At 41.2% G+C, this 14,806-nt stretch carries 12 protein-coding genes, 1 pseudogene and 2 riboswitches; of the genes and pseudogenes, 8 read left to right on the top strand and 5 right to left on the bottom strand.

The genetic code is table 11. The features are described 5' to 3' along the window. The first annotated feature begins 43 nt into the window (after positions 1–43). From MKY15_RS10375 to MKY15_RS10350, 6 genes and pseudogenes are all read left to right on the top strand, one after another. A complete protein-coding gene (locus tag MKY15_RS10375; protein ID WP_340741365.1) occupies positions 44–1,165 on the top strand; it encodes a methionine biosynthesis PLP-dependent protein in 1,122 nt (373 codons plus the stop codon). Next, entirely contained in the window at positions 1,162–2,346 is a 1,185-nt protein-coding gene (gene metC / locus MKY15_RS10370) for a cystathionine beta-lyase (RefSeq protein ID WP_067205499.1), read from the top strand. Before MKY15_RS10375 ends, metC begins: the two co-directional genes overlap by 4 nt. Before the next feature lie 46 nt (positions 2,347–2,392). Beyond that, positions 2,393–3,511 carry a 5-methyltetrahydropteroyltriglutamate--homocysteine S-methyltransferase gene (locus MKY15_RS10365; RefSeq protein ID WP_342539634.1) on the top strand — a complete coding sequence of 373 codons (1,119 nt, stop codon included), beginning with the start codon at positions 2,393–2,395 and terminating at the stop codon, positions 3,509–3,511. Positions 3,512–3,539: 28 nt separating this feature from the next. Then, positions 3,540–3,650: riboswitch (SAM riboswitch) on the top strand. Between the two features lie 82 nt (positions 3,651–3,732). Further along, positions 3,733–5,190 carry an MFS transporter gene (locus MKY15_RS10360; protein WP_342539633.1) on the top strand — a complete coding sequence of 486 codons (1,458 nt, stop codon included), beginning with the start codon at positions 3,733–3,735 and terminating at the stop codon, positions 5,188–5,190. A gap of 122 nt (positions 5,191–5,312) precedes the next feature. After that, positions 5,313–5,522, top strand: a pseudogene (locus tag MKY15_RS10355) (hypothetical protein); the annotation flags it as partial. A 135-nt stretch (positions 5,523–5,657) separates the two neighbouring features. Then, entirely contained in the window at positions 5,658–5,975 is a 318-nt protein-coding gene (locus MKY15_RS10350; RefSeq protein WP_342539632.1) for a hypothetical protein, read from the top strand. A gap of 199 nt (positions 5,976–6,174) precedes the next feature. Here the strand turns inward: MKY15_RS10350 and MKY15_RS10345 are convergent, their stop codons facing one another. Beyond that, positions 6,175–6,672, bottom strand: a complete 498-nt coding sequence (locus tag MKY15_RS10345) for a flavin reductase family protein (RefSeq protein WP_255428568.1) — start codon at positions 6,670–6,672, stop codon at positions 6,175–6,177. A 98-nt stretch (positions 6,673–6,770) separates the two neighbouring features. Beyond that, entirely contained in the window at positions 6,771–7,613 is an 843-nt protein-coding gene (locus tag MKY15_RS10340; protein WP_067205490.1) for a pirin family protein, read from the bottom strand. A 283-nt stretch (positions 7,614–7,896) separates the two neighbouring features. On the opposite strand from MKY15_RS10340, the gene MKY15_RS10335 reads away from it, so the two are divergent. Further along, on the top strand, positions 7,897–8,256 hold the full coding sequence (locus MKY15_RS10335) for a winged helix-turn-helix transcriptional regulator (RefSeq protein ID WP_187046581.1): 360 nt from the start codon (positions 7,897–7,899) through the stop codon (positions 8,254–8,256). A 61-nt stretch (positions 8,257–8,317) separates the two neighbouring features. On the opposite strand, the gene MKY15_RS10330 is transcribed toward MKY15_RS10335, so the two are convergent. The 3 genes from MKY15_RS10330 to MKY15_RS10320 form a co-directional block, all read right to left on the bottom strand. Further along, positions 8,318–8,884, bottom strand: a complete 567-nt coding sequence (locus MKY15_RS10330) for an NADPH-dependent FMN reductase (RefSeq protein WP_082786472.1) — start codon at positions 8,882–8,884, stop codon at positions 8,318–8,320. Between the two features lie 772 nt (positions 8,885–9,656). After that, entirely contained in the window at positions 9,657–11,951 is a 2,295-nt protein-coding gene (gene metE / locus MKY15_RS10325; RefSeq protein ID WP_067205484.1) for a 5-methyltetrahydropteroyltriglutamate--homocysteine S-methyltransferase, read from the bottom strand. A 45-nt stretch (positions 11,952–11,996) separates the two neighbouring features. Beyond that, on the bottom strand, positions 11,997–13,868 hold the full coding sequence (locus tag MKY15_RS10320) for a bifunctional homocysteine S-methyltransferase/methylenetetrahydrofolate reductase (protein ID WP_340741361.1): 1,872 nt from the start codon (positions 13,866–13,868) through the stop codon (positions 11,997–11,999). Positions 13,869–14,027: 159 nt separating this feature from the next. Beyond that, positions 14,028–14,136: riboswitch (SAM riboswitch) on the bottom strand. A 439-nt stretch (positions 14,137–14,575) separates the two neighbouring features. Here MKY15_RS10320 and MKY15_RS10315 point away from each other — a divergent pair. Next, positions 14,576–14,773 carry a hypothetical protein gene (locus tag MKY15_RS10315; protein WP_197485359.1) on the top strand — a complete coding sequence of 66 codons (198 nt, stop codon included), beginning with the start codon at positions 14,576–14,578 and terminating at the stop codon, positions 14,771–14,773. The last annotated feature ends 33 nt before the right edge of the window (positions 14,774–14,806 follow it).

The raw sequence follows: 14,806 nt of genomic DNA, 5'->3' as shown, positions 1-14,806 counted from the left end.
TAGAGGGTCCCCTTTTGTAATCTAAAAGAAAAGGGTGACTACAATGACAAAACAAAGTTTGAATACAATCCTAGTCCAATTAGGCAACAACAGTGATCCGAAGACGGGCGCTGTCAACCCTCCGATTTATTTATCAACTGCGTACAAACATAAGGGGCTCGGTCAATCGACTGGCTACGACTACACACGGACAAAAAATCCAACCCGCTCCATATTGGAAGATGGAATTGCAAACTTAGAGAGCGGTGATGCAGGGTATGCATGCAGTTCTGGTATGGCGGCGATTCAGCTTATCTTAACGCTGTTCCGTCCTGGAGATGAATTGATTGTCCCAGAAGATATTTACGGTGGCACATATCGCTTGCTCGAACAGTATTCCGACGTTTATTCAATCGGTACAACGTATACGAGTTTCGCCGATGTGAACGAGACCGAAAAGTTGATCACTTCGAAGACAAAAGCGCTCTTCATAGAAACACCGACCAATCCACTCATGCAAGAATTTGATATTCGGCAGTATGCAGAACTGGCTCAAAAGCATGATTTACTGTTGATTGTCGACAATACATTTTTAACGCCTTATTTCCAGAGACCGATTGAATTCGGGGCTGACATTGTCATGCACAGCGCAACGAAATATATCGGTGGACATAACGATGTCCTCGCGGGACTTGTCGTTGCAAAAGGTGAAAAACTTTGCGAACAACTTGCCGCCAACCATAATGCTATCGGCGCAGTCCTCTCCCCTTCCGATTCTTGGCTAATCATCAGAGGGCTGAAAACACTGCATTTAAGAATGAAACAGCATGATGAAAACGCGAAAATAATCGTCAATTATTTGAAAGATGAACCACTTGTTACGGACGTTCTCTATCCAGGAAAAGGTGGAATGCTATCATTTCGGCTGAACGATAGTGAATCGGTCGGGCCATTCCTTGAAAATCTGCAGCTCATTACATTTGCGGAAAGTCTTGGTGGAGTGGAAAGTTTCATCACTTACCCTGCAACGCAAACACATGCCGATATTCCTCGTGAAGAACGAATACGACGTGGCGTCTGCGACCGACTTTTACGTTTCTCTGTCGGAGTCGAAGAGGCTGACGATTTGATCGCAGATTTGAAGCAAGTGTTTGCAACTTTGAATAGCGGGGTGCTACAACGATGAGTTTGAATAAAGAACGGTTGGAAACGACTATTATCCATGCTTCGACCCGCGGAGATTACGAACAAAAAACAGGTGCTGTCAACGTTCCTATCTACTTATCTTCAACGTTCCATCAGGAAAGCTTCGATGCATTCGGGCCGTATGATTATAGCCGTTCGGGCAATCCAACGAGGGATGCGTTGGAAAAAACGATTGCCTCACTAGAAGGCGGTTCGCGCGGATTGGCCTTCGCTTCCGGAATGGCTGCCATCTCAGCTACATTTATGCTCCTTTCTTCGGGTGACCATATCGTGGTTACCGAAGATGTCTACGGCGGCACATACCGATTCGTAACCGAGGTATTACCGAAATTCGGTATCGACCATACATTTGTAGATCTAGTGAATGTAGATGAAACCGCACGTGCAATCCGTCCAAATACAAAAGTAATCTATATTGAAACACCATCCAACCCGCGTTTGGGCATTACAGATATTGAAGCGATTGTTGAACTTGCAAAATTGAATGACTGTCTGACGTTTCTCGACAACACATTCATGTCGCCACTTTACCAGCGCCCACTAGATCTTGGAGTTGATATCGTTGTTCATAGTGCTACCAAGTTTTTATCGGGGCATAGCGATATCATTGCTGGGCTAGCGGTTACAAAGGGTGAAGAACTTGGCAATCGATTGGCATTCATTCAAAACTCTTTCGGCTCTATTCTAGGCGCACAAGATTCTTACGCGTTAATTCAAGGAATTAAAACGCTTGGTGCCCGTTTAACACAGTCATCCGAATCGGCGAGTAAAATAGCCTCGTACTTGAACGACCACCCGTTAGTAGATGAGGTGTTTTATCCAGGGTTAGCAAGTCATCCAGGACACGCAATCCACTCGAAACAATCGACAAGTCCAGGCGCTGTCTTATCTTTCCGTTTGCCAAACAGAGATGCAGCAAAGGCCTTTGTTGAAAACGTTCGGATACCCGTTTTCGCAGTAAGTCTAGGCGGAGTTGAATCAATTCTCTCCTATCCTGCAACGATGTCCCATGCCGCCATGCCTAAAGAACAACGGGAGAAACGTGGTATTACCGATGGTCTGCTACGTTTTTCTGTTGGACTCGAGCATGTCGATGACTTGATTGCCGATTTTGATCAAGCCTTGATTAAAACAAGTGAAAAAGTTGCCATACCTAATTAAGTACCATTAAAGAAAACATTATTATATTGGAAAGAAGGAATTTAAATTGACAAAACCTATAGCCGAACAAACTTTGACGAAAGCACCATTTAAAGCAGATCACGTCGGGAGCTTTTTAAGACCAGAACGCCTAAAGCAGGCGCGTTTGCAAAGAGAAACCGGTGATATCACTGCCGAGGAATTACGCACAATCGAAGACGAAGAAATTACAAAGCTCGTCGAAAAGCAAAAAGAAGCTGGACTTAATTCTGTGACGGACGGAGAATTCCGCCGTAAATGGTGGCATTTTGACTTCCTTTCTGGCTTTGACGGCGTTGAGTTTTTCGAAACAGATAAAGGACTCCAATTCAATGGTGTTGTAACGAAAGCACACGGCATTAGAGTGACAGGAAAAATTGGGTTTAGCGACCATTACATGATTGAACACTTCAAGTTCCTGAAAAGTATCGCAGGTGATGCAGTCGCAAAATTCACGATTCCAAGCCCGAATATGCTGATTCACAGAGCGACATTCGAAGAAGGCATCTATGCAAATGACGAAGAGTTATTTGATGACTTGGTTACAGCCTATCAAGACGTAATTCAAGCACTGTACGATGAGGGATGTCGTTATCTTCAAATCGATGACACGTCTTGGGCTTCCTTCTTATCGGAAGAAGGAAGGGAAACATTGAAAGCGAAGGGGCAAAATCCTGACAAACTTGTACAACTATCGGCACGTGCCATCAATGAATCCATCGCGAAAAGGCCTGCCGACTTGCTCGTGACGATGCATATTTGCCGCGGCAACTTCAAATCGACCTATTTTTCTAGTGGTGGCTACGAGGATGTATCCGAAACAATTTTCGGCGGATTAGATGTTGACGGTCTTTTCCTTGAGTTTGACGACGAACGCTCCGGCAGTTTTGAACCGTTGCGCCATGTCAATCGCCCTGACCTTTTCGTCGTATTAGGCTTGATCACCTCTAAATTCGGCGAATTAGAGGCCCCTGAACAGCTTAAAGCAAGAATAGCAGAGGCCTCAAAGTATGTTCCTTTAGATCAACTATGCTTAAGCCCACAATGTGGCTTCGCATCAACAGAAGAAGGTAATCAGTTAACTGAAGAACAACAATGGGAAAAAGTTCGTCATGTTGTAACTATCGCGCAAGACGTTTGGCAGTAACCTTTACAAATTAAATAGGCTAATAAAACTCTTATGAAGAGCGGTGGAGGGGCTGGCCCTATGAAACCCGGCAACCATTCAACAATCATGTTGATAAGGTGCTAATTCCTGCAAAGCACTATGCTTTGGAAAATGAGAGGGTATTTTCTCTCGAATGCCTCTCTACTAACACAGTGGAGGGGCATTTTGTTTTATTAACAATAGAATTGGAAGTGTGAGAAATGAAAAAGGAAGGTTTGCAAAGATATCATACGATTTGGGGCTTGTTATTTTTAGGTTGGTTTGTTTCTTACGTTGACCGGGTTGCAACTGGGCCGATCATTACATATATGATTGAAAATGAAGTTTCTTTTTTTGCAGACGTGGCAAACCCCCATGGAATTGGCGGATTGATTGGTAGTTTATTTTTTGCCGGTTTTATGTTAATGCAATTTCCTGGTGGCTACTTTGGGGACAGGTTTGGCTATCGTGCTATTATCATTTTAAGTATTGTTTGGGCTGGAATCGCCACTTTATTAACGGGTTTGGTGGGAGGCCTTGTTGCATTTATTCTTTTCCGAGTCCTACTCGGGCTAGGCGAAGGCGTTTTTTATTCGAATGACCGCTCTTATATTGCCTATCATACACCTCCTGAAAAAGTTGGATTAGGAATGGGTGTGGCGCTTACCGGATTATCTGTTGGTCTGACAGCGGGCACACTTGGCGTCCCTTATCTTATTACAGTCGCAGAACCATTTATGGGTGAAGGGGCTTGGCGCTTTCCTTTTTTCGTGACCGGAACAATTACACTCATTATTGCACTCCTACTATTTAAATATATGAAGCCCAAAAACGATTCAAGTGCTTCTGTAGATTTAACTTCACCTGGTATTAAAGCACAGTTTGGCAAAGGGCTATTGTACATGTCCATGTACTCAGCCGTTTTTCTTGTCATAGTGATGGGCATCTATTACTTTTCCGTCAAACTAGGTCTGTCCTCTATCGCGATTGCGGTCATTCTTGTTGCACTTTGTCCGCTCTTAATACTTTATTTATACACAACGAAGAAGTCTGAAATAAAACCGTTAATAGCGAATAAGAATCTCTTCTTATTGTACTTGTTCTTTATCCCTATCATGTGGCATCTATGGTTTTACGGATTTTGGTCCGTCTCTATCGTCAAAGATTTCGGTGGCGGTGCATTAATGGCTGCCGCTTTGATTGCATCGTTTAATGGTTTGGCTGGAATCATTGGTTTTCCTCTTGGCGGCAAAATTTCTGACATAGTGGCCAATCGTCCAAATGGGCGACGTAACGTCCTTGCTGTACTAACCGCTGTACTGACTGTAACTATTTTTATATTTGCAGTCTATGTCATGATGGGCAATAACAACCCCATCGTTATGTCTGTCATTTTGTTTGTCTCCGGATTATTCTTTTTTGCATTGCAACCGGTGGCACATGCTCTGGCTTCCGATTTGACGCCCGAAAAAAGCAGAGGATCCATGTTTGGAATGCTCAATTTGATTGGAGAAATCGGAGCAGTTCTCTCACCTGTCGTCTCCGGAGTCATTCGAGATAACACCGGCAGCTGGGGCTTGCCACTTCTACTCGATGGCGCATTAATGGCGGCGGGCCTAGTTCTAGTGCTAGCCATCTCCAGTAAGGCGGTCCGCAAGAACGTTGTATCCTTGGCTTGAGAAAAGCGCAAGATGCCCTTTAAGATGCAACAGGCATAATTCAATCAAAGGAAGTAGGCAGGCTAAGATCGCGATGTTCTGCGGCAATGGCTCGTGGGGCTAGACACTATTCCAGGTGATCTGCAACTAAATATTTGAACAACTATCTCACTTGGTTTCAAGTATTAGAAAGTAGCCAATATCAGAGAAATGAAGTCACTTTGAATGACTTGATTATCAGAGGAAATCTAACACAAAATACAGAAACCTATGATGCACCTATATATGTTGAACTAATGGTTCTATATAATCTCCAGCGAAGGCGCCTCATAGGGGTAGCCGAGCGTTGTTGAGTGGATTCTTTATGTCAACATATATAGGATTCGCACTATAAAAAGTAGTTCTTATTCAACTAACGGACCATTTAATGGAATAAACTATGTTAAAATTGAATCAATTCAAAAGCAAAAGAAAGGAGGGATTATAATATGGGCTCAACTTTGGAATTTGTGCGTATTTTACTACCCATTGTAATAGTGGGTGGAATTGCAGTATTTGTAATTCTAAGAATGAAACATAAGTATAAGAAAGGCACGCTTGGTAAGAAAAAGTCAAAAAGTGCTCAAAATTTATTAGATAGTTTTATACCATTCGGAATGATGATTGGATTCGCTATTGCTGTACTTTTAAACATATTTTCCCTAATTCCCTTACTATCTGCAATTGCTTGGGGACCTGGGATAGGTTTATTAGTTGGCTATTTTGCTTATGAAATTTATAGCAAAAAAGAAGAAATTTATCCCTAACAATTATTTTCCACAAATGGGTACCTTAGTATAAGAAGACTGTACTACGAATTAGAACTTCTGGATAATTGGAAGTTCTAATTTTTTCCTATATCAACATTAAACTTTTACAGAGCCTCTTTTTCAAGAAAAAAAGGCGTGTCATCAGTAGATTAAACTGATGACACGCCTTTCTACACTGAAGATTGTATAGACACTGTCAGCTATAAAATTCTTCTGGAATTGCACCTATAGTTCTACGGTGATACAGAAGAGGTTCTTTACTTTCATTCTGAATATCTAATACTTCGCCTATTAATATCGTATGATCTCCAGCTTCAATTTGTTGCACCGTCTTACATTGTAAAACCGCAAGCGAATTTGAAAGTACTGGTAGGTTTAAATCCGATTCTTTCCAATCACATTGACTAAATCGATCAGCAACCCTGCTCGAGAATAACGTACATAACTCACTTTGATCTGCTGCCAAAATATTCACCGAAAATTTTTCAGCATCTAGAAAGTCACTATAAGTGGATACTCTTTTATCAATGGACCATAAAATTAGTAAAGGCTCTAATGATACCGATGCAAATGAATTGACCGTTAATCCCATCGGTTTTTTATCTGCATCAAATGCTGTAACGACAGTGACTCCCGTCGGGTAATTCCCCATTGCTTCTTTAAAACTCGCTACCTGCTCTATCTTACTTCCCATATCAGCAACTCCCATTTTCTTATTTCACTTAAAATCATATCAAATCTATTAGAATATTTCATACTTTGTGATTCCGCACTAAATTCACTGGTACATGTTCACTCGAATCTTCCTTCTCTGTAATCTTTATAGGCCTGCATAATCTCTTCTTCTGAATTCATCACAAACGGGCCGCGAGCTACTACTTTTTCTCCGACAGGCTTACCTGCATATAACATGATATGCAGTTTCTCTTCTGCGTGAATCTTCACTTCAGTTTGTTCTTCATCTGTTCCACGTTCCAACCAGAGAACCTGCCCCTTCTTCCCCTCCACGCTTTCACTGCCAAATGTCCCTATTCCTTCTATTATATACAGAAATCCATTGTAACTGCCGGGAAGGTCCTGTGTAACAGTGGTACCGGGTTCAATGATCAATTCAACCATCGTAACAGGCACGTGATTTTTCGTGTCAGCCGTAACACCTTCCGAAGAACCGGAAAAGACACGTATCGTAGCGCCGTCTTCATGACGGACCGACATATCTTGTGCACGCATGTTCTGGTAACGCGGTTCCGTCATTTTTTTATCACTTGGAAGATTGACCCACAGTTGCAGGGATTGAACCGTTTCCCCAACAGCCGGATCCTCTGTATGAATGATTCCTTTACCCGCTGTCATCCATTGAACGTCTCCTGGATGTAGTTCTCCTCCCCCAGTCTTATTGTCAAAGTGTTCTAGCGTCCCATCAATGACGTACGTAACTGTTTCAATACCACGGTGCGGATGCATGCCAAATGTTCCACGCACGAAAAAGTCTTCAGCCATCAATAGAAATGGATCGACTTCTTCCCAATTTCCCGGTTCAATTACCAATCCTACTTTATGAGTTGGCGAGTGTTCCTGATAAACGACATCCCTTACACTTCTGATTCCCCTTGAAAAGACCGATTTATTATTCATATTAAATTCCTCCTTCTGTTTTGGATATATATGTTGAATTAAAAGATCCCATTGTATTTGCTACGGTGCTAAGGAGTGCCCCGTCCTAAGACATGCTTCGGCTGCCCCTTGTAAGGTGCTTTCGCTAAGTTTAGAAAGCTGTTCATTTGTTCAGCATATATAGCTAAATTTTACCGAATAGTAATGGATCACTATATATGTTATTATGGAATAAATTCACCAAAATGTGAAGTACACACTTGAAAGTGCTATAGTATACAAAAAGATACTAATGGAGGTTATTATGGGGATAAAGCCTGAACTATGTAAAGTTGACGAAGCTTTAGGTATCTTGGTAGGTAAATGGAAACCAATCATTTTACTGCATTTATTTACTGAAGGAACACAGAGGTTTAGTGAATTAAAAAGATTAATGCCAGGGATTACCCAAAAAATGTTGACCAAGCAATTAAGGGAATTGGAAGATGAAGATATTATTAACAGAGTCATCTATCCACAGGTCCCCCCGAAAGTTGAGTATTCTATCTCGGATTACGGAAAAAGCTTACAGCCCATCTTAGCAATTATGCACGAATGGGGCACCGGTCATGCCACACATATTGAAAAGAAAAGAATTAGCCAGAATACCAGCGACGCACTATAATGGATAAATCAAAAACAGACACTCTCCAGGGAGTGTCTGTTTTTGATGATCAGGAGATTTCTTAAGCTTTAACTGTAGTATTTGTTTTGTTATAGAACTCAATAAAGTTAAATACTACTGAATCCAAGAAATCGATCGTAGCTTTATCAGTAAGTTCACCAGCTTCGTTCATTTTCTCATGAACTGAACCGATGTATACTTCGTTACCTGGCAGTAAGATAGGAGCTAACGCCGGATTTGACAGAATTTCTCTTAAGTGGAGTTGCGCACGGATACTTCCGAATGCTCCCATAGATGATCCTACGATGAAGCCAGGTTTGTTTTTAAGTGTGAAATCTCCACCACGTGATAACCAGTCGATTGCATTTTTCATTGCGCCTGGAATAGAGAAGTTATATTCAGGAACTGCAAATAATACAGCATCTGAATCTTTTACATTATTTTTAAAATCAACTACGTTTGCAGATGGGTTGCTTTCTATATCAATTGAAAACATATCAAGATCATTGATAAAGACAGGTGTAATGTCTAATTGATCTGCATAACGACTTCTCATATGTTCAACTATTTTTAAGTTGAATGAAGTTGAACTTGTACTACCGATAATTGCCTTAACTTTAATTGCCATGATGTAAAACTCCTCTATTATATATGATTGTGATTGTAATTCAGCTTCCTATACTAATTATACACAAGTAAATCAAATTAGGTAGTACGCACTTCAAAGTGCCATAGTATACGAAAGGATACCACACATGGCAAAAGTAAAAATGCTGACCTAAGCTCATCATATTTTCCTGCGTAACCGAGCATATCCTTTGCGCGACCAATCATATCCTTCGCAAACCGAGCATATCCTTCACACGACCGATTATATCCTCCGACAACCGAGCATATACTTCGCCCGACCAATCATATCCCTCGCCAACCGAGCATATCCTGCACCCGACCAATCATATACCACGCAAACTGAGCATATCCTTCACACGACCAATCATATACCACGCAAACCGAGCATATCCTTCATACGACCATTTATATCCTACGACAACCGAGCATATACTCCGCGCGACCAATCATATCCTCCGCAAACCGAGCATATACTTCACCCGACCAATCATATATCCCGACAACCGAGCATATACTTCACACGACCAATCATATCCCCCACCAACCGAGCATATACTTCACGCAACCGATCATATCCCTCACCAACCGAGCATATACTTCGCAGACCAATAATCCCCCGACCACAATAAAAAGGTATCTCCCCGTCATTAATGTACGGGAAGATACCTTTTTTATTGTGAACATATGAATACATGTAATAACAAAGCAATGGTGCCTTACTGGCGTAGCCTAAGCGGATTTGAAAGAAATCTTTATTTCAACTTAAGTAATTAATTCTTAAGCGTAGCCAATTGACTTTCTCTAACTTCTTTCGCCGCTTCAACCATGATTTTCAAAGCGCCAATTGTCTCTTCTTCTTTTCTTGTTTTCAAGCCACAATCCGGGTTAATCCAAAATTGTTTTGGATTAATTGTTTTGAGTGCACGATTAATATTTTGTTTCATTTCTTCCTTGCTTGGAACACGTGGACTGTGGATGTCATAAACGCCTAAGCCAATTTCTTTATCATACGTATTGTTCTCAAATGCAGCGATAATTTCGCCATGACTTCTTGACGTTTCGATTGAAATAACATCTGCATCCAGCGCGCTAATGGATTTGATAATACCGCTGAATTCCGAGTAACACATATGCGTATGAATTTGCGTGTCATTTTCAACAGAAGAAGTTGCCAATTTGAATGCATAGACAGCAGCATCTAAGTAACTTTCACGTTTATCTTGATCCAACGGTAAACCTTCTCGAAGCGCAGGTTCATCTACCTGAATCATGCGAATACCGTTCTTTTCAAGCTCTTCAATTTCTTTACGAAGTGCAAATGCAATTTGGTTCAATACGTCGAAACGTGGAATGTCATCTCGGACAAAGGACCAATTCAAAATCGTTACAGGGCCCGTCAGCATACCTTTTACAGGCTTCGTCGTTAACGTTTGAGCATAGACACTTTCTTTCACAGTAATTGGTTCACTAAACGCAACATCACCTAAAATGAGTGGTGGCTTGACGCAACGAGAACCATAAGACTGAACCCAGCCAAACTGTGATACTGCAAATCCTTCGAACTTTTCACCGAAGTATTCAACCATATCTGTTCTTTCAAATTCACCATGGACCAAAACATCAATGCCGATGTCTTCTTGAATTTCAATCCATTTGTCAATCTGATCTTTGATAAATTGCTCGTAGGCCTCGTTTGTAATTTCTCCTTTACGCCATTTAGATCTTGTCTGTCTTACTTCTGGCGTCTGCGGTAAACTCCCGATTGTCGTTGTCGGCAGAAGAGGCAAATTAAAACGTTTTTGCTGCTCGATAATTCGTTTCGCAAATGGCAATGAGCGATTTACATCTTGCTCAGTTAGATTTTCAATCGTTTCTTTCACTTCAACGTTTTGCCGATACTTCGAGTTATTTAGACGTGCAAGTGCATTTCTGCTCTCCTCAAGTCCTGTCGCAATCGTTTCAGTGCCATCGTGAATCCCCCGACTAAGGAGCACAATTTCAGCAAGCTTCTGATCAGCGAATGACAGACCGCCTTTAATAATTGGATCCAATTTCTCTTCAGTTTCCGTACTGACAGGAACATGAAGAAGTGAAGAGGAAGGTTGAACAATCAAACGGCTTTTATCAACATGTAACTGAATTTCTTCTAATAGTGTTACTTTTTTATCCAGATCCGCTCTCCACACATTTCTACCATCAATGACACCCGCCGCAAGTACTTTGTCTTGAGGGAAACCATATTTTTGTAGCAATTCAAGCGAATCGCCATGAACAAAGTCTAAACCAAATCCGTGTACCGGCAGCGCAACAACCGCTTCATAATTAGCTACTTTTTCAAAATAAGTTTGTAGGATAATCTTTAATTGTGGCACTGCTTCATGAATTGCTGCGTATGCCTGTTGCACATGTTGGAAATCCTCTTCTGTCAACTTACTTGTAAGAATCGGCTCATCAATCTGAACCCACTCAACGCCTGCCACTACAAGCTCTTTCAATACTTCAATGTACAACGGCGTAAACTGTTGCAATAAAGTAGAAAAATTCTCTTCGCCAAAAGATTTTGCCAGTTTAATATATGTAACTGGGCCTAGGATAACCGGCTTGCCATCAATACCCAGCTTTTCTTTTGCTTCCTTATAAAAAGCGAGCGGGCGGTTCTCTACTAATTGCGGCGTTACACCTTCTAGTTCCGGAACAATATAGTGATAATTTGTATTAAACCATTTTGTCATCTCTGAGGCAACCGCATCTTTAGTTCCACGCGCAATTGCAAAGTATGTTTCCAAAGGTACTTTACCACCCGCATACTCGAAGCGTTTTGGTACGACACCAAACATAATAGATGTGTCCAGCACATGGTCGTATAATGAAAAATCTCCAACCGGAATTAGATCAACACCGAATTCTTTTTGTTTCTGTAGACTTTCTAAACGAAGCGTTTCCGTTGTTTTCAGTAGCTGTTCTTCTGATGTTGCCCCATTCCAAAAACTTTCCAACGCCCTTTTCCATTCACGTTTTCCACCGATTCTTGGATATCCACTAGTTGAACTTTGTACTTTTACCATTGTATGTTAGCCCCTTTATTTTTTATTGTATTTTTTCAACCTGTTTTAATACACGATACTCTCGGTTTGGACCACCTCCCTTGCTACAATCACGTCCACTTTACCGTGTATATACTCCGTCAAATTCACAGTCATGTCATAGCGCATAAAGGGAGTGATTAAATAGATGCCATGAAAATGCTCCAGCGCCACATCGATCAATTCTTTCGAAACCTCTAAACCTTCTTTCGTAGACTGCTCACGATTACCATCAGATAAAGCCATTCTTGCACGTACTTGATCCGTCAACTTAATGCCTGGTACCTCATTGTGTAGAAATTCGGCGTTTTGCGATGAAGTCAGCGGCATAATTCCGATGTAAATTGGCGTCTCAATATGTTTTGTTGCCTCGTATACTTCAATTATCTTCTCCGTGCTATAGATAGGCTGGGTAATAAAATAGTCGGCTCCCGCTTCTATTTTTTTCTCTAATCTCTCCACAGCACGATCTAAATGACGCACGTTCGGATTAAAGGCCGCTGCCACAGTAAAGGATGTTTTCTGTTGCAATGACTTTCCAGACTTTGAAATGCCCTCATTGAATTGCTTTATGAGTTGAATCAATTCAAAGGATGTCACATCGAAAACGGATGTTGCTCCGGGGAAATCACCAATTTTCGTAGGGTCCCCCGTAATCGCTAGCAATTCAGTAATACCCAGTGTGTGTAATCCCATGAGATGTGACTGTAATCCAATTAGATTGCGATCTCGGCATGTAATATGGACCAAAGGTGTTGCACCAATCTTTTGTTTAACAAGTGAAGCCATTGAAGCGTTGCAAATTCTTGGCGTCGCTAAGGAATTATCAGCCAGTGTAATGGCATCCACGCCTGCATCCTTTAACGCCTGAGCCCCCTCAAAGAACTTGCCCGTGTTTAAATGTTTGGGCGCATCAAGTTCAACAATTATCGAATGTCTTTTTCTCACTGTTTCAAGCAATGTTGGGGGTTGAGATTCCTTCAATTCAGACTCCACAACCTCTGTCTTTACCTCCTTCTTCTTAACAAGCTTTTCTTGAATTGGTTCCCGAATTGTAAGTCCTTTCACTAGGGCCCTAATATGTTCTGGCGTCGTCCCACAACATCCTCCTATTAAACTAACTCCTGCCTTCCGAAAACTCAGTGCGAACTTCTCGAAATATTCAGGCTCATTTTCGTAAAAAAGTTTCCCATCCTTATATCCTGGATAACTAGCATTCGGATACACCGAAAGTAAAGCACGCTTCATCAACGGCACAGTTTCTAGAGACTTCAGCATATGGTGAGGGCCAAGGCGACAGTTAATGCCTACTATATCTGCACCTAAATCCTCCAACTGCTGTAAGGCATCTATGAGCTCTATCCCATTTTGGAGCACCCCCGCCTCATGCATTGAAACATTCGTAATAATCGGGATATCTGTCTCCTCACGTGCAATTTTGAGCACGGTTGTTAATTCATCAAAATCGTAATAAGTTTCTAAAAGTAGGCCGTCCACTCCCTCAAGAAGTAAGCAATATAGTTGTTCCCTAAAACTGCGCTTGATTTCATCCTTTGTTCCAATGGATGTTCGAGATCCATGAATACCCCCGATAGTTCCAAGGACGAACGTATTTTTACCCGCTGCTTTTTTCGCAATTTGAACTGCGGCTTTATTTATCTTTTTTACACTGTCCTCTAACCCATGACGTGCTAACTTGATATAATTCGCACCATACGTATTAGTTTGAATAATATCCGCACCTGCCTCTATATAGGCTTGGTGGATGCGAAGCACTTGATCTGGATGTGTCAAGTTCAGCTCTTCAAAACAAAGATCCACACCGTGTGAATAAAGTAGAGTTCCCATTGCACCATCACCGATCAAAATTCGTTCTTTCATAGTATCTAGTAAATTCACGACTATCACTTGCTCCTTTCACTTTCCCAAAGTCCCGTTCCGGAAACTCTCTTCATCATTCTTCAAAATATGTTACTTAATGGGAAAATTAATTAAAATAAAAAGAGCCTCTTCCTATGTTGAATAAAGGAAGTAGACTCTAAATCTGAATAAGTCTTCTCCTCATCTACCAAGTCGTGTTATCAACTTGCTGGAATTAGCACCATGCCATAAAATGGCGGTTGCTGAGGTGTCATCGGGCCAGTCCCTATACCTCTCTAGATAAGAAAAACTATTAAATTGGATTTGCTTAGTTACGTTATTACAGACTTTACATCATTGTTGGAAAATTAGCAACACCTTTTTGGAAAGTAATTAATTTATTTCACAGATTCAGACTATTGCTTGTCACTTTAAACAACATAGTTGCTAAACAGCCTTTCGCCATCCTTCATTTAAATTCTTACGTCCCTCTTAGCTTAAATAGGTCAATCAAGGTACCAATAAGTCACTTCTGTCAATTGATCCTTTTCCAGAATTGATTGCGTAACCCGCCGCTCTTGCTCCCCCATCCTAAGTGAGCTAAATGCACATAATAATAATATTAATAATGAGTCCATTAACCACTGTCCCCTCTGTAACCCTGCATATAATAAACTATAAGAACAATAACGAACGAACCGTTTACTCAGTTGTTGTTCCCATCAAATTGAAGGGAGGTCATTGACTTGAAAACTTCCTTGGGCATCTGGATTGGTTGGTTAGCAATAATTTTAGCGGCTATAGGGTTCTTTTATGCTCCTTATTGGTTAGGTGGTGGCGCACTCGTTTTAGGCTTAGTCTGTTTAGCTTCTCCACAAAAAGCATTGGCATGGATTTCAATCCTGCTTGGAGCCATCGTATTATTAATCACGATGTTCCAGTAGCCGGATAATTAATGATACTTCAAGGTATGTTTG

It is taken from the genome of Sporosarcina sp. FSL K6-1540 (assembly GCF_038620285.1).
In the GTDB taxonomy this organism is placed as follows: Bacteria; Bacillota; Bacilli; order Bacillales_A; family Planococcaceae; genus Sporosarcina; species Sporosarcina psychrophila.
The sequence above is the reverse complement of the archived record's forward strand: the minus strand, read 5'-3'. Positions and strand labels throughout refer to the sequence as shown.